Source organism: Mariniphaga sediminis, from assembly GCF_003573545.1.
Lineage (GTDB): Bacteria > Bacteroidota > Bacteroidia > Bacteroidales > Prolixibacteraceae > Mariniphaga > Mariniphaga sediminis.
Window position 1 is genome coordinate 559,673 of sequence record NZ_QWET01000001.1, and the last position, 21,882, is coordinate 581,554.

Annotated in this window: 15 protein-coding genes; 1 reads left to right on the forward strand and 14 read right to left on the reverse strand. The window is 43.7% G+C overall.

Translation table 11 applies throughout. The features are described from left to right. Nucleotides 1-27: 27 nt before the first annotated feature. From D1164_RS02035 to amrS, 3 genes are all read right to left on the reverse strand, one after another. Entirely contained in the window at nucleotides 28-1,296 is a 1,269-nt protein-coding gene (locus D1164_RS02035; protein ID WP_119348251.1) for a DEAD/DEAH box helicase, read from the reverse strand. An 82-nt stretch (nucleotides 1,297-1,378) separates the two neighbouring features. Next, a complete protein-coding gene (locus D1164_RS02040; RefSeq protein ID WP_172594309.1) occupies nucleotides 1,379-2,620 on the reverse strand; it encodes a patatin-like phospholipase family protein in 1,242 nt (413 codons plus the stop codon). 86 nt (nucleotides 2,621-2,706) lie between these two features. After that, a complete protein-coding gene (gene amrS, locus D1164_RS02045; RefSeq protein ID WP_119348253.1) occupies nucleotides 2,707-3,735 on the reverse strand; it encodes an AmmeMemoRadiSam system radical SAM enzyme in 1,029 nt (342 codons plus the stop codon). A 79-nt stretch (nucleotides 3,736-3,814) separates the two neighbouring features. Between amrS and D1164_RS02050 the strand changes: the two genes are divergently transcribed. Further along, entirely contained in the window at nucleotides 3,815-5,356 is a 1,542-nt protein-coding gene (locus D1164_RS02050; protein WP_119348254.1) for an SLC13 family permease, read from the forward strand. Nucleotides 5,357-5,411: 55 nt separating this feature from the next. Here D1164_RS02050 and D1164_RS02055 read toward each other — a convergent pair whose 3' ends face one another. The 11 genes from D1164_RS02055 to D1164_RS02110 form a co-directional block, all read right to left on the reverse strand. Then, a complete protein-coding gene (locus D1164_RS02055; protein ID WP_119348255.1) occupies nucleotides 5,412-6,110 on the reverse strand; it encodes a hypothetical protein in 699 nt (232 codons plus the stop codon). Nucleotides 6,111-6,112: 2 nt separating this feature from the next. Beyond that, complete coding sequence (locus D1164_RS02060) at nucleotides 6,113-6,457, reverse strand: hypothetical protein (RefSeq protein WP_119348256.1); 345 nt, start codon at nucleotides 6,455-6,457, stop codon at nucleotides 6,113-6,115. A 117-nt stretch (nucleotides 6,458-6,574) separates the two neighbouring features. Further along, entirely contained in the window at nucleotides 6,575-7,141 is a 567-nt protein-coding gene (locus D1164_RS02065) for a LutC/YkgG family protein (RefSeq protein WP_172594310.1), read from the reverse strand. Continuing rightward, the gene (locus D1164_RS02070) at nucleotides 7,128-8,519 is read right to left on the reverse strand and encodes a LutB/LldF family L-lactate oxidation iron-sulfur protein (RefSeq protein ID WP_119348258.1); all 1,392 of its coding nucleotides are present in this window, start codon (nucleotides 8,517-8,519) and stop codon (nucleotides 7,128-7,130) included. Before D1164_RS02070 ends, D1164_RS02065 begins: the two co-directional genes overlap by 14 nt. After that, on the reverse strand, nucleotides 8,516-9,271 hold the full coding sequence (locus D1164_RS02075) for a (Fe-S)-binding protein (protein ID WP_206610895.1): 756 nt from the start codon (nucleotides 9,269-9,271) through the stop codon (nucleotides 8,516-8,518). Before D1164_RS02075 ends, D1164_RS02070 begins: the two co-directional genes overlap by 4 nt. A 9-nt stretch (nucleotides 9,272-9,280) precedes the next feature. Then, a complete protein-coding gene (locus D1164_RS02080; protein ID WP_119348259.1) occupies nucleotides 9,281-10,963 on the reverse strand; it encodes an L-lactate permease in 1,683 nt (560 codons plus the stop codon). Nucleotides 10,964-11,160: 197 nt separating this feature from the next. Continuing rightward, entirely contained in the window at nucleotides 11,161-13,578 is a 2,418-nt protein-coding gene (locus D1164_RS02085) for a family 78 glycoside hydrolase catalytic domain (protein ID WP_119348343.1), read from the reverse strand. Nucleotides 13,579-13,635: 57 nt separating this feature from the next. Next, entirely contained in the window at nucleotides 13,636-16,431 is a 2,796-nt protein-coding gene (locus D1164_RS02090; protein WP_172594311.1) for a family 78 glycoside hydrolase catalytic domain, read from the reverse strand. A gap of 584 nt (nucleotides 16,432-17,015) precedes the next feature. Continuing rightward, nucleotides 17,016-19,229 (reverse strand): hypothetical protein, encoded by a 2,214-nt coding sequence (locus tag D1164_RS02100; protein WP_119348261.1) that lies wholly within the window; start codon nucleotides 19,227-19,229, stop codon nucleotides 17,016-17,018. A 40-nt stretch (nucleotides 19,230-19,269) separates the two neighbouring features. After that, a complete protein-coding gene (locus D1164_RS02105) occupies nucleotides 19,270-19,956 on the reverse strand; it encodes an SGNH/GDSL hydrolase family protein (RefSeq protein ID WP_172594312.1) in 687 nt (228 codons plus the stop codon). 98 nt (nucleotides 19,957-20,054) lie between these two features. Continuing rightward, a complete protein-coding gene (locus tag D1164_RS02110; protein ID WP_119348263.1) occupies nucleotides 20,055-21,770 on the reverse strand; it encodes an FAD-dependent oxidoreductase in 1,716 nt (571 codons plus the stop codon). Nucleotides 21,771-21,882 lie beyond the last annotated feature (112 nt).

Genomic DNA, 21,882 nt, shown 5'->3' on the forward strand with positions numbered 1-21,882 from the left:
TGGCAGTCAAGAGCAGATTAACAGTAGTTAACCACGGCCATGATTATTATTTCCATGTCTTTTTGAAAACTTCTGGGTCCCTTTTTTTTCTGTTGGTCTTATTTTTTTTCCGAAATTTTTTCTTTTGAAGTCTTTTCGCGGTTTAAATACTTTCCACTCTGGCCCTTCATTCATCCCCTCGGGTAGAGGGATTTTTATTACCTCCCTTTCAATTAATTTTTCGATTTGGTGGAATTTCCCCATTTCCTTTTCGTTGATTAGGGTAAGTGCCACTCCCGTAGCGTCAGCTCTGGCCGTGCGTCCTACACGGTGCACATAATCTTCCGCATCATGTGGTACGTCGAAATTGATGATGAGGTTAATTTCCTTTATATCAATACCTCGGCTGAGCACATCGGTAGCTACCAAAATTCGGGTACGTCGGGCTTTAAATGCCTGCAACACCTTTTCCCTTTCTGTCTGTTCCAAATCAGAAGAGATAGGCTCTACGGATAAATTATTTTTCTTGAGGGAAAGGGCCAGTTCAGTTACTTTCTTTTTGGTAGAACAGAAAATAAGAATGCTGTTGTATTCCGGTTTCCCTGAAATCAGACGGTTAATCAGATCAATTTTTTGATTCTCATAACAAAGGTAGGCGGCCTGCAAAACTCCTTCTGCCGGTTTCGACATGGAGATGTTTATCTCGTGAGGTTTTTGTAGTATTTTCGATGCAAGTGTCCTGATCTTCGGGGCCATGGTGGCACTGAACATGAGTGTTTGCCTCTCTTTGGGCAGGAACGAGATAATTTTCAGAATATCGTCGTAAAAACCAATGTCGAGCATCCGGTCGGCTTCATCGAGGATGAGGTATTTTATGGTGTCGAACTTTACGTATCCAAGGTTAAGATGGGCAATAAGCTTGCCCGGTGTGGCAATTACAATATCGGCTCCCTGTGTGAGTGCCCTTTTTTGCTGTCCCCAATCGTCTCCATCGCTGCCACCGTAAATGGCAATGGAATGAATGCCGAGTCCGTAAGCAATTCCCTGCACTTGCTGGTCGATTTGAACTGCCAGTTCACGCGTTGGCACCAAAATCAATGTGGTGGTTTCGCCTGACGGATGATCCATAATCAGATCGAGTACCGGAATAACAAAGGCCGCTGTTTTTCCTGTACCTGTTTGAGCGCATGCAATCAGATCGTGTCTGCCCAATATCTCAGGAATGGCTTGCTCCTGGATGGGGGTGGCGTTTTTAAAGCCCATATAAGAAATGGCATCGAGAATATCGTTGTGTATGCCTAATTTAGAAAATTCCATTTAGTAATCCCTTTTTCACAAAATAAAAACCTGAAACAAAATCGTTTGTTTCACGGGGACAAAGTAAGTGAAATTTATTGAGTTACTCTCTTATTTTTTTGTAGGCTTCCCAATCGAACGATTTTATAAATTCAAGGCCTTTGCGTGCGCCAAGCAGAAACAGTTTCTTTTTCTTTTCATCGCTCATTTTGAAATTGAGCCAGTTAAAGTCTTTGTCTGCATCTATAAAACAAATCAGTTTCCTGAAGTCCGGATTTTGAAGCAAAAATTCATTGTCTGCATCGTGTCGCATGGTGCTGACCATTGAACCTACAAAGGTGCCCAAATCATCCACATCAGCAAACTCTTCGCGGTAAGAACTTAGTTTTACTCCAAAGGTAGGTTTGCGTGGCACCCTTTTAAATTTGGCATGAAATACATTAATTGGGAAGTTGGAAATCATACCGCCGTCTACGAATTTAACTTTTTGAGGAATGGGTCCGTAAAAGTTAGCCAGTTTTATCCATTCACCGCTTGCAGGTTCTCCGGCTGCCGGAATGTTGTCAATTGAGAACGGAACGAAGAAGAACGGCACCGACATGGAAGCACGCACCAATTTTGCCGGAGATATTTCATTGACATGTTCTCCCCAATACAAATGGGCCATTTGCGGAAAAAGTACCTTTGTTTGTGTGGTAACATCGGCAGTTATAATGTGCATTTGCGCTGAATCGTCGGTAATTGGTTCGCCGGTAATCCGGTGTTTCAGCCCTTTGGGAAAATATTCTTTACTTCGTTTTTCCAGCAACTCACCAATGGTGGTAATCTTGTTGGTCGATTCTTTTAGTACAGTTTCAATCCATTGCTCGAAGGCCCTTCCAGGGTTTAACCCCAGGTTTACAAAGAGCGCTTTTTTTATTTTGCGTATATTCCAAAGAAGTTTGACCAGCATTTTTTTTATGGGCGTACCATCAATAATTTTTTGCATAATGGCTTTCAATGCCGGGTCGCCATCAACAAATTCAAATAAATCCTGTTTGGCTAAAACGTCGAGTACCTGTTTCGATTTTTCTTTTTCTATAGAGTCAATTCCGGCAAGCACCAGCGTGTTGATAGCACCGGCTGAGGTTCCGGCCAAATGAAAAAAACGAATTCCCGCTGTTTCAAGAATATATGTATAACCGACAAGGGCAATGCCCAAAACCCCTCCACCTTCCTGCACCAGGTCAACATACTGGAGGCCATTCTCGTCAATTACATCTGAAAAAATTTTGCTTTTTAGTTTTTCTGCTTCTTTGGTTAGTTGCTGAAATTCAGGTTGATTGGTAAAGTCTTCGTAATTCATTTTATGTAATAAGTTTAAATTATCAGATAAAAAGATACGTAATTTATCCGGGATTATTTTATGTTCTGAACAGAATTTTTGTTGGGTTATCCCATGACAATATTTGCCGGTGCCCCACATTTCGGGCACCGTCCGTCAAAATCAGCCGAAATAATTTTTGTCTGGTACCCGTTTCTTTCGATCAACAAGGTACCGCAACTGCTACAAAAGGTCGACGATTTTTTTCCTTCATTCACATTTCCAAGATACACATATTGTAAGTGTTGGGAGGCAATGGAAAACAGGTTGTTTAAGGTTTTTTGCGGAGTGGGAGGGAGCGTTGACCGGTATTGAGGAAAATAGCGCGAAAGATGAAGGGGAACTTCGGGACCCAGTTCAGCGGCAATCCATTTTACCATTTTTTCAAATGCTGATTCATCATCGTTGAGGCTGGTAATTACAAGATTTGTAATTTCCAGATGGCTTTCGCTGCCGGCAATTGTTTTCAATGTTTCCTTTACCGGTTTCAGTTTGCCTTTTGTTTGTTTTTTATAAAAATTGTTATCGAAAGCTTTCAGATCGATATTAAAAGCATCAATATAAGGTAAGATCCGGGAAAGGGGTTCCGGATTAATATATCCATTGGAAACTACCACATTCCTAAGCCCGTTTTCGTGCGATAACTGGGCGATGTCGCTCATAAATTCATAAAAAGTGAACGGTTCATTGTAAGTGTACGCGATGCCAATGTTATTGCGAACCGAAAGAGCTCTGTTCACAATTTGCTCGGAAGTGACGGAATGAAAGCCGTAAAATTCGGTGGCCCGGCATTGAGAAATATGGTGGTTTTGGCAAAAGTTGCAATGCAGGTTGCATCCCACTTCTCCTATTGAAAGGATGTTTTTTCCCGGATAAAAATGATAGAGTGGTTTTTTTTCGATGGGGTCGGTGCTCAGTGCGGCTACTTTGTTGTAAACATGGGTAACTAATGTTCCTTCCACATTTTCACGCACTTTGCAGCTTCCGGTTTGTCCGGGTTTTAGTTCGCAGAACCATGGGCAGAGGAGGCATTTTACTAAATCGTTTTTTTGTTTCTCGTAAAACAGCGCTTCCTGCATTTTTTCTGTTTTTTTCAAAATTACAAATTTTCTTTTGTTTCTTTAGCTTCCGTTTTTTGTTTGAAATCAGGTATTCGAAACAAAATAAATTTGTGGCATGCCAAAACCTATAAGAAAAAAGACACTTCGTGTAAGGCAGGCAGCGTTGATTATTGCGCCTGTTATCAGTTTACTGATTATTTTATTTGCTGATCTGGATCCCGGGAATAGAAAGGTGACTTATACGTTTGCCATTGCAGTTTTAATGGCTACCTGGTGGATTACCGAAGCGATTCCACTGGCTGCAACGGCACTTATCCCGGTGGCACTTTTCCCGTTGTTTGGAGTAGTCGATGGAAAGACGGTGTCAGCCATGTATTTCAACCACCTTATTTTTCTTTTTATAGGTGGTTTTTTAATGGCCTTTGCCATGGAACGCTGGAACCTGCATCGACGAATTGCCCTTCGGATTTTGATTCTTTTCGGGATAAGCCCGGGACGCATTTTACTGGGATTTATGCTGGCTACTGCATTTTTGTCCATGTGGATGTCGAATACCGCCACGGCAATGATGATGGTGCCTATTGCCCTGTCTATTATACTGAAGCTTGAAGAGAACTTGGGAAAAAAGAGTACCCACCGGTATTCCACTGGTTTGCTGCTCGCTATTGCCTATTCGGCTTCTATTGGCGGGATCTCCACCCTTGTGGGTACGCCACCCAATTTATCGTTTGCCCGGATTGTTTCGATTATTTTTCCTCAAATGACAGAAATTTCATTTGCCGACTGGTTTTTGTTTGCCTTTCCTGTTACGGTGTTACTGTTTTTATCAGCCTGGGCATTGTTATTTTTTCTTTTTCGCCCCAAAAAGAAATGGGAAAACTTAAAGTTGGATGATTTCCGAAGGGAGTATGAATTACTGGGGGGTGCGAAACCGGAGGAGAAAATCGTGTTGGGATTATTTTCTGTTCTCGCATTGCTTTGGATTTTCAGAACAGGATTTGAAATACAGTCGGTGAAAATACCTGGCTGGTCGCTTTTGTTTAACTCTCCTGATTTTATTAACGACGGAACGGTGGCTATTTTTATTGCGCTTCTGTTGTTTGCTATTCCTTCAAAAACAGAGCCGGGTGAGCGGCTGATGAATTGGAAAACTGCTAACCGGACTCCCTGGGGTATTGTATTGCTTTTTGGCGGCGGATTTGCGCTGGCGCAGGGGTTTGTCGATTCCGGTCTTTCCGTCTGGATGGGAGAGCAGTTGGCCGTACTGGCAAATGTAAAGCCTATCTTTCTGACGCTGGCAAACGTTTCCCTGATGTCGTTGCTAACGGAGCTGACTTCCAATGTTGCAACTACACAGATTATTTTGCCGGTTTTGGCAGATTTGGCTGTTTCTGTTTCCATAAACCCGCTATTACTGATGATCCCTGCAACTATTGCTGCGTCGCTGGCCTTTATGTTGCCGGTGGCAACACCGCCCAATGCCATTATTTTTGGTACGAACAGGATTACAATAAAAGAAATGGTAAAAGCAGGTGTTCTTTTAAATATAATCGGGATAATTATAGCAACCCTGGTTATGTATTTTTGGGGGACCCTGGTTTTTGGTATTGATGTGGGAGCTTTTCCTGAGTGGGCTGTTTCGGAAGGTAAAGGATAATAGGGCAGGGGACGGTGCCCCATGTTATGATGTCTGCGGCTCCCTGTCTCCGTTTTTAATACTTCACATCGCCATATCCTATTCGGCGGGGGCCAAAATCGAGTGTAAGCGAGGCCAGGCCAATAGGCGTCATTCCCACCACAAACGGTTTGTTTTTGTATTCAAAATAAAACATGGCATATCCATGTTCATAAAAAACGATATCCCCGACTTCGGGCTCGTTTGTTGATGGTAATATTGTTCGAAGATTGTATCGGTCATTCTCCGCTACCTGTGAATCTGAATATTTGTTAATCATGTATGTGGCAAAGCTCGGCGAATCAAAACCTACCTCAGGGGTGGTTCCTCCCAGGTGCCATTGTGTGGTTTTGTTCTCAATCATATTCCTCATGGCAGAAAGCATTTCTGTTTGGGACGGATACCTGGAGTACAGTTCTTTATCAATGGAGAAATTGAACGAATGGCGTTTGTCTTTGTAGTTAACGGCCAGTTCCATCACTTTTTTCATTTCGGCAAGGCTGTCTGTTTTCAGGTTGATATTCTGATTTAGCTCATTGATTGTGCTTTCAAGATTTTGTTTTTGAACACGTAACTCTTTTACCTGCTTATTGGCATTGTTCACAGCTAAATAAGAAGCAGATATAAGTATAATAGTGATTACAAGAGGAATTGAAGAAAATAGAAACATCCGTTTTTTTGACTTCTTTTCTTCGGCCTGAAATTTTCCCAGCATATTTTCATCCCGGTTTTCCATAATTAATCCACTACGTTTTTTTCAATGATTTTCCATATCAGTTCTTCCACTTTCTGTTTATCTTTTCCTTCTGATATTTTGTATTGCTCAGATAATTCGTGAATGAGCTTGATCCTGTTTCTTCGGTCTATTATTTCTTTGATAGGAAAAGCGCAAATGGAGGAAACAAGTGTACCTGAAACGCTGACCAGGCTTTTCATTTCGTTCGGAAAAGTAAGAATGTTGAATGAATTCAGCATAATAATCAATATTCCGATAAAAATGATAAGCACGGCAAAACCTATCCGGAACCGAATGGAAGATTTATAAGTCAGAATGATTTGATGTATGTACAAATCAATATCCATTTCAGAAAAATGATGATTTTCAACCAATTTACTGAAAATAAAGAAGACATGCAAGTATTTTTTTTGTGGCGGGATAGAATGTTTGCCGTCTGTTTTTAATCAGAATAGTCAGACAGCTCAGAAAAGAACCACAAAATATTCTTTCGCCCCGTGTGCACCAAGCACTAAGTTTTGCTCAATGTCAGCCGTTTTGGAAGGACCGGAAACAAATACACCGAAACCATTTGTCCTGTTCCCTAACCGGGAATAAGCAGTGTGCATGTTGCCGCAGATTTGTTCCGAATCAAGGCAGACAACCAGTTTTTCTGCAATAAATGGAACCAACCGGTTCGGGAAGTTTGATTCATCCATCCATACTGCCCCGTTTTCTGCTACTCCAAACTGGGCCTCCAAAATAACAGCTCCCAGTTGGGACAGTTCCTCTTTCCCACAACCTGGAGGGTACTTTTCCCATGTCTCTTTTTTCCTGAAATCTTTGGCACCGGGAAAGTGTTCTTCAACAAACAAGTTTAGGTTTTCAGCCCCTTTTACGTCAAAACATTCTCCTCCTACCTGTTGCAGAATCTCTTTAAACCGGTCTAATAATTTTTTGGGTTCTTCTTCCGGAGTGCTGAATGTTTTGGGTAAGGGGGCTGCCTGGGCCTTGTTTTTCCGGATGGTTTGAAGTATTTTATTCCTGTCCATTTTTACCTCCTTTTCCCTGATGGGTTTTTTTGTACCATTGTTTGAACGATTCTTTGGGAATTTCCGGCAGCTCTCTCCCTTTTCCCCATACATTCAGCCGGTTGTAAATGAACATGCGGGGCAGGTTTTTAATTCCCCATCTGGCCATTTTTCCGGAAAGATCATACATCCTGCTGCCTGACAGGACTTTTCCGGCCACCTTCATGGTAGCCCTTTTCCCGGGAGAGACTATCTTCTTTTCCGATAAATCCTGCCGCCACCGGTAAAGCTGGTCGTGAATGTCAATTTTTACCGGGCAGACGTTGGAACACGAACCACAAAGGGAAGAAGCAAACGGAAGGTCTTTGTATTTTTTGCTATTTGTGTGCGGCGCCAGGATGGAACCAATGGGTCCCGGAATTACACTGCCGTAACTGTGCCCTCCACTTTTTCTGTACACGGGACAGGTGTTCATGCAGGCCCCGCAACGAATACATTTTAATGCGTTCCGGTAATCTTCCTTTCCCAGGTGCTGCGACCGGCCGTTGTCAACAATTACAATATGCATTTGTCCGCCGGGTTTTGGTGCCAGGTAATGCGAGGTGTAGGCAGTAACAGGCTGACCGGTGGCACTCCGGGCCAGCAACCGGGTAAATACCCCCAGGTCTTCCATGCGCGGGATAATCTTTTCAATGCCCACACAATGGATTTGTACCGGCGCGGCATGTACCCCCATGTCGGCGTTTCCTTCGTTGGTGCAGACTACCACCGCCCCGGTTTCAGCCACAGCAAAGTTAACGCCGGTTATGGCCACTTCGGCCTCAAGAAATTTCTGCCGCAGGTGCAGGCGGGCTGCTGCAGTCAGGTAGGCAGGATCAGAATTTCCTTTTTCGGTATGGAGTTTTTCATGAAACAGCTCACTTATTTCTTCCTTCTTCAGATGAATTGCCGGCATCACGATGTGGCTGGGTGGTTCGTCCCTGAACTGGATAATCCGCTCGCCCAAATCGGTGTCGGTTACTTCCACACCCTGTTTTTCGAGAAAAGGGTTCAGACCACATTCCTCGGTGAGCATCGACTTGCTTTTTACCACCTTCCGGGCGTTGTTTTCTTTTATGATTCCGGAAACAATTTCGTTGAACCCTCCGGCATTGGCAGCCCAGTGTACCTGCACTCCGTTTTTTACAGCCTGCTGCTCAAACTGTATAAGGTAGTTGTCCAGCTCCGACAGGGTGTGCTGCTTGATTTGTGAAGCCTGTTCCCGCAGGCTTTCCCATTCGGGAACGGCGCGGGCCATTTTGTCCCTTTTCTGCCGGACAATCCACAATGTCTCGTCGTGCCAGGAAGCACGTTCCCCGTTTTTCAGGAACTGTCCGGCTTTATGTGCGTGTCCTGTCATAAGCGGTTGCTGTTTAAAATTTCTGCAATATGCACGGCTTTCAGGTTATGTTTTTGCCTGCGGGCAATTCCTTCGAGGTGCATCAGGCAGGACATGTCGGTCGCGGTGATAATTTCCACGCCGTTACGCAGGTGGTCTTCCAGTCTGTCTTTTCCCATTTTGACGGAAACGTCGGGCTCAAAAACTGAAAATGTGCCGCCAAAACCACAACATTCATCTTCCCGGTCGAGGCCAATGATTTCAATTCCCTTAGCTTTTTTCAGCAACCGGTGTACTTTGGAAGAACGTTCGGTCACCAGTTCCGAAGGGGTGCCCAGCTTCAGGCCTCTCAGCCCGTGACAACTCTGGTGGATACCTACTTTATGCGGATATTCGATTTTCAGGTCATCTGTTTTCAGAATATCCACAATAAATTCGCAGAGTTCAAACGTGTTCTTTCTCACTCTTTCCACTTCATCAGTCTGTTCCAGGATATTGTAATGTTCCCGGACATGGTACACACAACTGCCCGAAGGGGAAACCACGTAGTCGAACCGGCTAAAGTTCTCTACAAAGTTTTTGTAGACCGGAATGGCTTCTTTTTCCGAACCGCTGTTGGCCAGGGGCTGGCCGCAACAGGTTTGCTCCAAAGGGTAGTGGACGTCCAGTCCCAGTTTCTGTAACAGTTCCAGTGTGGCAATGCCCACCTGTGGATAGAATTGGTCGATGTAGCAGGGAATGAAGAGGCCGATATGCAGATTTTTCAAATTCATTTTATTTGTTTAGAATACATTCACCCCTGTTGAGTAAATAATCAAAAATACGATAATTCCTGTAATCGTTGCGTAAATAACAACCGGTATAACATTCCGTTTAATTATCAATCCTTCAATACCGGTCAATCCCACCGTGGCACAAACCGCAATGATGTTATGAATGCAAATCATATTGCCGATGGCTCCCCCTACGTTTTGCAGGCTTACCACAATGGTCCTCGAAATTCCAAGGTTCTCTGCCAGCGAATATTGAAAGAGTGAAAACAACATGTTTGACACCGTATTGGAACCTGAGATAAAGGTTCCCAGCACTCCAACAAAAGGAGCGAAAGCCGGCCATACGCCCTGGAATATTCCCGCAAGGTAACCTGCCATAACCAACGGCATACTGTCCATTTCAGTAAGATTATTTCCTGAATCCATCATCAACCTGACAAGCGGAACGGCAAAAAACAGGGCAATTGCCGGAATTTTTATTTTGTCGAATGTGTCTTTCCACACGGCGCACGATTCTTGCTTTTTCATTTTGAAAATAACTACTCCAAGCAGCGCCACAAAAATGAAAGGAAACAAGCCGGGATTTTTGAGCGGTACGAAACTATTTCCGACGGAGGTATTGAACAGGCCGGAAAACCGGATTTCTAAACTGTTAAGCCAATCACTGAATGGCAATGAAGGGATCCGCGACAATATAAGTAGAAGTCCAATCAGGATGTAAGGTATCCAGGCTTTAAACAGCGAAATATTTTTTTCGTTATCACTGGTGGAAGGTGAGATAGAGCCCATCCAGGAAACCGGCCATTTTTCTTTTTCAGCAAAATCCCAATGTGTTTTTGGAACCAGAAATCCAGCCCTGGTGAGTGGAATGATGATAGCTAAACCTACCAGCGGCCCAATAATAGAAGGGAATTCAGGGCCCAGGAACCAGGCCGAAAGTAAATAGGGAATGACAAAACAAACCCCGGCAAACAGGGCATAAGGCCAAACTGCAAAACCTTCCCTGAAACTTTTTTTCTCCCCGAAAAAACGGGTCATTATAACTACCACGATGAGTGGAATAAGCATAGCAGGAATACTATGGATAAGGGCGCTCCAGGCCCCAACGTTATGTATAAATTCGCCATACCCCAATCCTGCTCCGTTGAGGGCGTCCACTGTTTCCGGTGTGTTCAGCGAAGCGCCAATTCCCAGCAAAGTAGGGGTGCCAACTGCTCCGAATGAAACCGGTGAACTGTTCGCAACCAGTGCTACAATAACGGCTGCCAACGCCGGGAAACCAAGTGATAAGAGCAGGGGCGCCACCAAGGCAGCAGGTGTACCAAAACCAGCTGCACCTTCGATAAATCCTCCGAAAAACCAGGCGATAATAATTACCTGTATTCGACGGTCGGGCGAAATACGCGTAAAACCCCGGTTGATAACCTCAATTGCCCCGCTTTCTCGTAGCATAAATAACACAGCCAACGCCCCAAAAACGATGAGCAGAATCTGAAAGGCAATAAAAAGTCCGTTAACATTCGATGCCAGCAGCCAGTTAAGCGGAACATCCCATACAAAATAAACCAGCGCCATGGTAATAAGCCATGCTACCGGCATTGCTTTTACAGCAGGCCAGCGAGACCAAACCATGAGAATAAAAAGTATGATAATAGGAGCAGAAGCAAGTAAGGCCAACAATCCGTTTGTCATAGATTTACAGGTTTTCCAATAGGCATAATTATACGCGCAAAAATATAAAAAATAAGTAGTACCCCAAATTAGCCGGCCCAATGCAGCTGCTACTTTGGGGCAATAACCGGGAAGCTGTTTTATTCTAAAATGGTTCCGGCTTTACAGTGGGTTCAGTTATTTTTCCGGGAAGTTTGAATATATTTCCGTTTTTAGGCCTACCTTTCACCTATTGTAATTAAATAACGACCTTCCTGCAGTTCAAAACGTCCGGATGAAAGACCCTCAAGCTGGGCTGGATTAAATTTGGCATCGTCTGGTTTTTTTAGTTCAATCTTTTGCGATGATTCCTTTTCCAGGTGAACAGAAGCTGTGGTTCCCCGGGGAATTTCTATTTCGTATTGTACCATTTTTCCTGATTTTTTCCAGTTCGATACAATTTTTCCGTGAGGAGAAACATAACTTGAACTGACATTTTCCAGGTTTTCAGGAACAGTGGGGGTCAGCAGAAATTTTTCAAATCCCGGATAACCGGGGTCGGGTTGAATTCCTCCCAACCACCGGTAAAACCATTCAGAAATACTTCCGAACATGGGGTGGCAATTGGAGTACACGTTGTCACTTTCCTTCCAGGTTTCCCAAAGTGTAGTAGCATCATTATTAATCATAAAGCCCCAACCGGGGTATTCCCGGCTGTTTACTACCTGAAAGGTTTTTTCCGGAGAAACATATTTTGAAAGGGCCTCAAGAATGTATTTTGTCCCGAAAATACCGGTGGTGAAATGACCGGAAGGAGCCTGTTCAATGGCATGTAACAATGAATCTACTGCCATGGCGGTCTCTTCCTTCGGAACAATGTCGTAGTAAAGCAATGTCGCAAACAGGGTTTGCCGGTTTATTTCTTTGGTAACAGGTTTATCCCAGAATTCTTCCTTCAGTTTTAGTTTAATTTTCTCCGCAAGCTGGTCGTATTGTTTTTCGCCATCGCGGTCATGCATAAAGGCAGCGAACTTTTTCATTATCCGGGCGCACCACAAATAATGACTGGTACCTGTCAGTTCTACGGGCACCGGAACCAACGATTCATGATCGCCCAATCCGGAATCTACCCAACCCTCCGGATGGAGCCGTGCCACCTTTTGCATCCATTTTTTATTGAACTCATACATTTCCTTAATCAGTTCCACATCATTGTAATAAAGATAAAGGTAGTATTGGGTTATAAGAAAAGCCGACTCCCAGCTTAATCCGCAGTACTCGATTCCCACAGATGGGGCTGTATCTGTAAAGGTAGAATCGTTTATGGCATCCACCCAGTCGTATATGGTTTTCCGGTAAAAGGACTGCATATCAAAGTTATAAATAAAAGCCTCACTGGTGGCGTTTAAATCGCCGCCGTAACCAAATTTTTCGCGGGCAGGACAGTCTGACTGAACGCTAATCAAATTGGAAAGAAAAGTTCTCCGGGTGGCATTCTGGATGTCATTCAGCAACTGCGATGAACTGGAAAAATGGTTGTTTTCTGCTACGTTTGTATTTAGCGCCAATCCTTCGATGTCCTCAGGGTCAGGTTGTTTTTTTAATCCGGTAATTTCCATATACCGAAAGGTATGAAAGGTAAATTCAGGTTGGTACCACACTTCCTTCTGATCGCCCATAATGTAAGTGTCTGTTTGCCATGCCACCGCGGGAGCACCGGGGCCACCTATTCCTTCTTTTTTTATTTGCCCGCACACAGTTGTCATAGGATTTAACGTTCCATCAGGATAAATCCTTTCACCAAAACGAAAAACAATTGAATCTCCCGGTTTTCCTTCCAGCTTGATTTTGAAAACGCCGGCAAAATTTACCCCCATATCCACCATATAAACCTGTTCCTTCGGCTCATATATTTTCACCGGAGAAATCCGTTTGGTGACCTGAATGGGCGGGAAAAATGCTTTTTGTAACTTGCCTCCCGGTCCTTCAGCATAAACTGCATTATTCCAGGAGGAATCATCGAAGCCCGGTTTGTCCCATCCTGTGGGTTCCTCTCGCGCATCGTATACCTCGCCCAGGTAAACATTGTTTTTCAACAAAGGGCCTTCCGTAAATTTCCATGCGTTATCCGTACTGATTTCCTCGATTTTCCCATCCTGATATTCCAGTACCATTTTACCTATAAATACAGGTCTTCCGGTATTCAGTGTTTCCCTTAAGTTGCGACTGCCCCACATTCGCATGGGCAGGGGATTGTAAAAACCATTTCCAAGGGTGACGCCAATGCAGTTTTTTTCAGAATCCAGTAAATCTGTAATATCATATTCCGAATAGTAAATTCTTTTGCTGTAGTCTGTCCAGGCGGGATCCAACATGTTTCTGCCTACCCTGTGTCCGTTAACGCTGGCGCGGTAATACCCTGCGGCTGTTATTAACAGTTTCGCTGATTTTAATTCCTTGCTTAATGTGAATTCCTTTCGGAAGAGTGGCGCCGGATCGTCAAGGTAAAAAAGGGAGTCATGTTCTGGCTGTGTTTTATTATCGCCAATCCACTTTGCGGCTCCTTTATCATGTAGCAGGGTGTAGTCTGAATCATTTTTGGGGGAAATGCATCCCGATACATAAAGTAAAATTATAAATGCAAACAATGTTTTCATTTTCAGTATGGTATCAGATAAATTACAGGTTCTCATATTAATCTCTCCGGGTTTTTATTACTTCACTTTAAATGAATAAGCGCCGGAACCAATTCGGTATACAGAACAGTTTTCTTCTGTTTTAACAAAACTGACTTCATCCACTTCTTCAACCAGCCTGCCGCTTTCTGTAACTGTGTTATTTCCGGCTGAAGGAAGATATACCAACGCAGTTGTGTTAACAGGAACCTCAATGTCGTATTCAAACTGGCCATCTTTTTTTCTCCATTCGCTTTTTATCGGACCGTACGGTGATTCAAAAAAGGCTTTTACTTCCTCCATGTTACCAGCAGGCTCTGGTTTCAAGACAATGGTTTTAAAAGCGACGGAGTTTTTTTCCTGCCGGATTCCTCCCAAACCATTATAAAACCATTCCATCAGGTGCCCCAGCATCAGGTGGTTATGGGATAAATTTGGAAAGGCCTGCCAGGATTCTGTCAGTGCCGTAGCGCCTTGTTCCAACTGGTAGCCGTAGCCGGGAACATCGGTGCGGCTGTTCATGTCGTATATTACATCTGACCTGCCTGCACTGGCAAGCACCTGTATTAAGTAACGGAATCCGATGTCTCCTGCCGTCAGGCTGTTATTCCGGTCACGGATATCTTTTATGATGTTTGCAATAACCGCTTCCCGGTTTTCGGGCTCCACAAGGTCCATGTATACTGCCATTGCATTTGCAGCCTGACTGTTGGTTCCGTAATATTTTTGTTCTTCATTAAAAAAGGTATTGTTGAAAGCTTCCTTTACCCGTGCTCTCAACAGTTCGTATTTTTTTACATCTTCCGGTTTGTTCAGGATATGGGCTACCTCTTTTAATATACAGATATCATAGTAGAATGTGGCGGTAGCCGTAATGCCAAAAGGTGTATTTTGTGAGTGTCCCGGCGGTTTAGGGCCAATATCGACCCAGTCACCCAAACCATACGATAGAATGTGATCCTGTGATTTGTGGTCCAAGTAGTTCACATAGTGTTGCATCATGTTATAACTACTCTGCAATGTTGTTTTATCGCCATACCATTGATACACATACCAGGGAAGGATTACGCCGCAGCTTCCCCATTCCGGTGAGTCCCTGAACCCCTCATTAAAAACGACATACTCGGGTGCAATATCCGGTATCAGTCCTTCGGGAGTTTGGGAAGCTTTCATGTCTTCAATTACTTTTTTACATAAATTTTCTATGTCGTAATTATATTGTATTGAGTTTCCCATCAGGTAAGCTTCTTCGAGCCACCCCAGTTTTTCCCGGTGCGGGCAGTCGGTGAACACATGCGCCATATTGCTTTTGACAGCCCAGTCGATTAATGTATTTATCCGGTTAAACAATTCATTGGAGCAGTAAAATTCGCCTATCTTTTTTGACGCATTTCGGGTGTGTAATCCCTGTACCTCAACTGTTACAGGAAGATTGTCCGGATTTGCCTCTCCATCCGGTACGGCGCCTTCTATTTGCAAATAACGATATCCGTAATAGGTAAAACGTGGCCTCCAGGTTTCAGTCGCCTCTCCTTTTAATGTATATTCGAAATAAACGGGGCCTCCGGATGAAGCCTGGGATACCATCCCTTCGCCGTCCAATAGTTCACCGGGAATGATTTTTACTGTTTGTCCTTTCTCCCCCCGAACGGATATTTGCGGGATAGCGGAGGCATTCTGTCCAAGATCATAAATCCAGTATCCGGGTTTTGGCTGCGTGATTTGTTGAGACAGGAATTTTTCAAATATTTTCATAGGTGGGGCTATTGTGGCATCCAGTTTGGATGGTCCTTCCACAATCAGAGCTTTTTCCCAGGCAGAGTCATCAAAGGAAGGGCTGTTCCAGCCTGGCTGTTCCCGTGTGGCGTCGTAACTTTCCCCCGAATAAATACCGGAAAATGTGATGGGGCCGGGGGCTGCTTTCCAAGAGGCATCGCTCACCACATCCTGCGAGGTCCCGTCTTCATATTCAAGAACCAGCCTGCAAATCATTTTTGGGTAACCGTAAGCGCCGGTCAGTTTTCTGTAACGTTCCCTTGGGATGTAATAGAAACCGTTCCCCAGCATCACCCCGAGGGCATTGTCTCCTTGTTTTATTTGCTTCGTTACATCAAACGTAACGTATAGCGCATGTTTTTGATATAATGTCCAGCCGGGATCCAGAAAATGGTCACCCACTTTTTCCCCGTTTAAAAACAGGTCGAAATGTCCCAGCCCTGAAATAAATGCAGTGGCCTGCTTTATCTGCTTTTCCGCCCTAAACTCTTTTCGCAGAAGGGGGAGTATATTTTTGCCGTCTCCCCATTCCGGTTTGCCGGTGTGATGCCAGGCAGGAACAATTTTTTCTGACTCTTTCAATTCCTCGTAACCCACCCATTTGGCATCTTTCCAGTCTTCCGGAGAAAGCATTCCCATTTGCCATATTGCCGGTTCACTCCATCCGGATTCATTGCCTTTGTTATCCCATATTTTAACTTTCCAGTAGTACTTTTTAGCGGCATTCAGTGGCTTTCCTGAATAGGGCACCCGGATAGATGCGTCCGAATCCGTTTTTCCGCTGTCCCAGATATTTCCCTGGTTTGCGTTTAACGCTGAAAGTGCATCTGCAACCAGTATGTGGTATGCTTTCTGGGTTACATTCCGCTCCCCGGAAGTTATTTTCCAACTGAGTTTCGGGTCCTGTACTTCCACACCCAGCGGATTCTCGCGGGCTACACATTTCAAAGAATGTACATGGGGAGCTGTGGGAGATTTGCACGCGGTCAGCATACAGATGATACTGAGAAAAAGCATTCCGATATATTTATCGAAACCCGGAAAGTTTTCCGTATTCATATTTTTAGTTTTAAGTATAGTTTAAGCACTGAAGTCGCTGAAAGTTCAGTATAAAGTAAAAATACCTTCTTTGAGAACGGCTTTTAAATTTGCGGTTAAAGATATATTTTTTTCAGGGAATCAGCTCCCGGTAAATTCAGGTTCCTCCTTTACCCACCCCGGCTACTCTTGTCATATTCGGTTACCGGGAGATGTATGTTTCAGCAAAATGAAACGTTTTTTACCGTCGTATCTTTTCCATTATAAAGCGGAGTATCTGTTTTCCGGAACTGTATCATTTGCATGGGAAACTGTTTCTGTATTTGTTTGAGAAAATAGGGAAGGATATTGTTAAGTGTCAAAAAAAGAAAATGGTCTGTCAGAAAGAAACGGGGAAACCATATCTATTACGGTTTTGGATGTGCTCCCGGAAGAAAACTTCCTGCTGCATTTGATACAGCAGGAAGTTTAATATCAGGTTTCTAGTTTGATGAGCGGTAATAATGTACTATTTCACTGTTTTTTTGAATGATAAATCAATTTTAACACATTTTATTTCTGCCTTGTACCTCGAATTTATTTTTGGAGTTTTGCCACTAACGATATCACTTCTGTGGCAAAAGTTCCTCTTTTAGTTTTTTATGGTGTATGGCAATTTTTGAGTCTTTTGTTAAATCCCAGATTGATGTATCCAGTTCACGGAGAGCAAGTATTGATGTTATCCAGCCTTGGGTCCATCCGGTCTCAATAGCCCAGGCTCCCCAACCATGGTCGGCGTTTGAGCCCCAGTGTTCGAAACGTTCATAGTCAAAAGACCGCATCCAGCCACCATCCAGTTCCGGGTGTCCTTTAGACTCTACCTGAATACGGCAAAGAAACTCAGCCAGTTTATCAGTAGCCTGTATAATTTTGGGGTCTTTTGTAGCATAAGCTGCTTCGTGCATTCCCAGAAAAGCAAAATTGGTAGTGTAAAGCAGGTCGCTCACCGGATCTCCGTTTTGAGCAATCAGCGATGCTTCGGTGGTACCATAGGCTTTGTTTGATTGTGGTGGTGGATATCTTCCCATTTTTATTTCCCCTAACTCTTCCCGGATAGCACCACTTTTATCCTGCAACTTCAAAAAATCGTTGATTAAGGTAAACAGCATCTCCCGGTTTTCCGCAGTATCTTCTACCCGGACAAGCCAGGAAAGCGGTAGTATCATTCGCGCTTTTTCCTGTGCCAGGCCGTTAGTCCATCTCCATTTGTCAGGATAAAGTTCCATCATTTTTAAAATTCCCTTTTTTGCCCGCTCGAGAAAGAGAGTATCTCCGGTTTTGTCGTAAGCCCAAAGAAAGCAGGCCCACAAATAACACTCAAAATGAGGGGATGGGTTAATGATTTTTCGATTGAAATAATACTCCCAGTTATTCTTGTCAAGATCGGGTAGATCAATTCTGCCTCCCCTGAATCCGTTTTGACCGGTAGTGCGTAGCAAAGCAATCAATGACTTCATCATTATTTCGTCCCAGCGGTCGGAATCCGTGAATGCCGCTGTAGTCCAGGCAGCCAGCAAAAAGCGTGCATTGTCGTCGCCATAATTCGCTTTGTACCAGGCATAATTACTGATACCCCAGGGGATGAGTCCGTAGGCGTCGTGTTCAGGATTCCCGTATTCATCTTTTGTGGCAATGGATTGAAACAGGTAATAATCCAGGAGGTTACCGGCTGTTGATGTGTATTCATTATTTCCAAAAACACGTCCGGCTGTTGCAAAGGCCATCGCTGTTTCACTAACGCAGTCGCCCCTTTCCATAATGCCAATGGGTTGTTTGCCGTTTTCATCAATTTCAGAAAAAATACACTCAAAAACTCCGTTTGAGCCATCACCAATCGGCATCTCCGAATTCCATTGGATTTTTTCAATTCCCGACTCGATTAATTGGGTGAGGCTGTCTTCATAGTTATGGGGAATAAGCATCCGGGCATTTTTGTACCATTCCACCCCACGGAGGATACTGTTTCGCTGGAAATCTTCGGGAAGCAGGTCGGCTTTTGCATAGCTTGGTTTAACAACAGGTTCCCAATGAAGCGGTTCCAGCTTTACTCCGGGAAGAACAAATTCCAGTATTCCACTCCATGTTGCTGCCCACTCTTTTGCGGGTGCATACCTGCCGGATACAAAGCGGCTCAGGTTAGTTGTAGCCACCAGTACCCTTTCGTTTTCCATTTCAAAAAGCAGGGGGAAGTACTTCTCCGGAAGTCCAAAAATCGCCGAGTCGAAACCAGCTACCTTTGCAGCCACAATATGCGCTTTGTTTATCTCTGACGGAGTACTTATGTAATGTAGCCCATTTATGCCTAATATGCTCAGGCTATCAGGAAAGCCTCCGAAAAAATCGGAGTTGACCACCGCGCGTTCTGCTTTTGCTTTTTTTATTTTGCTCAGACTGACTCCGGGAATCTCAGACGGGAATTCAATATAAGCTCTAAGTTCCTTTTCTTTTATAATTTGGAATAGTTGTTCGTCTACATCTACCTGACTTTTAGGATAATTATCAGCCAGTATTAAAACACCTTCTCCGCGGCGAGCACTTTTTGCTGCATTTAAAACATTGGAATACAATTCAACTTTAATTTTTTGCTCTTCCAATATTTTAACCAAATCGTTGTCTTGCACACCGTATATATGCAAAACTTTTTGCTTGTTACATGATGAAAAGAGCAGCACAGCAAACAATCCTGACAACAGGAAAAATATATAAGCATTTCTGCTGATATTATTGATTTTTGTATTGGAGGATTTCACATTTTTTGTTTTGTCTTTTTTTCTTATCATAGTTTTGTTGATTTTTAATTATCAATCTACTTCATTATTTTCAGGAACGGGTAATCAATTGTTTTAATATTGCCGGATAGGTATCTCCTTCTGCGGTGCCTTCGCCTTTCATATATACGCCAAAAGTAAGAGAATCTCCGAAACAGACAATTTTGAGATGTCGCATTGTCCCGTATCTTTCAGATAATGCGCCATAAATTATCTGTGCCAGCAGTCTGTTCCCTTTTGCTGTAAGGTGAACACCATCTTTTTCCCCACTATTTGTTATGTTACGGACTATCTCATCCTTTTCATGGTTGGGTAGTCCCTTGTTTTTGAAATGACTGAAAACATCGACAAATAGCAAACCTTCTTTTTCACACAGAACTTGTAACGAATCGCTTGCTCTTTTAAGCGCTTCATTCGGAGGAGTCAAATAGTGCGACGGATCGTGTCTCTGGAACAGATAACTGGTATCCACAGGTGGAGGACTTACCCATGTTGCTTCAATTCCATGCAAAGCAAGTGTATCAGTCAATTTTTTTATGTTGCTGAGAAAAAGATGTTCAGAAACTTTTTTTCTTGAATTCAGCAGATCATTGGTACCAATCATGATGATTGCAATATCGGGTTGATGCGCAATCAAATCCCGTTCGATTCGATTTAACAAATCTGTAGAACTGTTTCCCCCTATACCTTTGTTCAGCACTATAACTGACTCATTGCCAAAAGCAAATATATTGCTCAACCAGAGTATTATCAGTAGTGGCCAAAAGATTCGATAACTATAGTTTAACATTTTAAAAATATTGAATTAAACTGGAAATAGAGAAATGTTTGATTTAGTTATTTTGGCCAGTGTGTTTCAAGCCCCTGTTTTCGTATCCAGTTTTGGAATTCTTCCAGAAGGCCTTTGTTTTCTCTGATTGCACGCGGCTGAACTTTTTTATTGCGGGCAAATGCAACGAGGGAACCAACTGCCTCGCCAATGCTCCATTCTACCGGATGCAGGCGGTAACAACCGTTTGTAATATGGGTAGTTCCAATGTTTTTGTTCGCGGGTAGCAGGTTGTTCATCCGTTGGGGTAACAAAGCCCCCAGTGGAATCTGAAACGGCAGCGAGCCAAAATCGATATAATTATCACCATCGCTGCTGGGGTGCAGGTCAATATGGTAATATCCGATTCCAACGCTGTCGTAAAAATTGGCTGCCTTTTTACCGGCCTGTTTCCCGGCAACAAGTTTGCGGTTGGCGGCACCAACATGCTCTTCTAGTACTGTAAATTCCGCTTTTATCCTTCGGGCTTCACGGATATACGGATACTTTGCCATTCCGTCTTCAGTGCCCATTATATCGCCACGCAACCGGAGTCCGGGCCATCCCAAACCGCCGTCAGGACGCGGGGCTTCAGTTTGCAGCCAGTAAAATAACGACAAGTTTAGTTGCCGGGCAGCTGCTATATTCTTTTTAAATTCCTTTTCGCTAACATCGATGATGTTTCCCGGGAAATAGTCATTTTGAGGCCAGTTTACAATGGTAATGTCTCCGTCGTAAGTGCCTGTTGTAAAGTTGTTTTTGTTTGTAATTCTCCGATATAGCCAAAGGTTCAGCATGTTGCCTGTTTTTTTTCCTTCAGGGTCGAATCCCAGTTGTTTGGGCTCCAGCGTACGTGGGTTTGAGTAATTTAGTTCCAGTAGTTTACCTGCCCACGGCGGATCCATTTGGGGCACATAGTTGCTCCAGAAACTATATTTTTCCGGGCGGTCAATTAGATTGTTTACTCCCGGCTGGTAATCCATGGCAAAACACAGGGTAAATGCCTGGTTGTTTTTAGGATTTCCTACCTCCGGGGCATGAAGTTCTCCGGTTTCTTTTTTTGATTCAGTACCGGTAACATATTCGGTGCCGGTCAGTGGCAGTAAATCGCCACACTCTGAGGCATCCACAAACCAGGGGGCATCCAGTACCCATTTGTCGCCTGTTTTTGTATGAACAGCCTCGACAGCTTTAACTTGATCTCCGTCAACGTCGGCTTTCCCAATTTTATGTTCTGTTAGAATGTTTAATTTTCCCCTGCTTATATATGGCAGCAGCATTTCCGTTAAAACGGCCACCGTAACACGAGGCTCATGACAGATGCGTGAAACAGTACCATCACCGGGGTTCAGGTTTTTTCGCTTTTGTGCCTCAGCTGTCAAGGGATAATTCCGCTTGTAGTATTCGCGAATCCTGTTACGGTATTCACGGTACGATGCCGGCGCTCCATGTTTTTCAATCCAATAATGTTCGTCGGGCGGCACTCCTTGTTGCGAAACCTGACCGCCAATCCAGTCGGTCTCTTCAGTTAAAATCACCTTCAATCCATTTCTACAGGAAGCAAGGGCTGCAGCACAGCCCCCCAAACCACCGCCGGCAATAATTACATCTGCCGATAACTGGCCTGCGTGTTTTTTGAATTTACCCGAACTGTTTGCTGTTACAACACCAGATGCTGAAGGGGTTGTCAACAAAATTCCTCCGCTCCCGGCAGAAACCAGTGTTAAAAAGTTTCTTCGTTTCATGATGTATTGTGATATGTTTTAAGTTGTTGTATATCAGTGTTTCCTTAATGTATTTGGCTTTACCAAAAGGTAATCTGAGGGCTTTTTATAATAAGCCTTGAAGGTATTAATA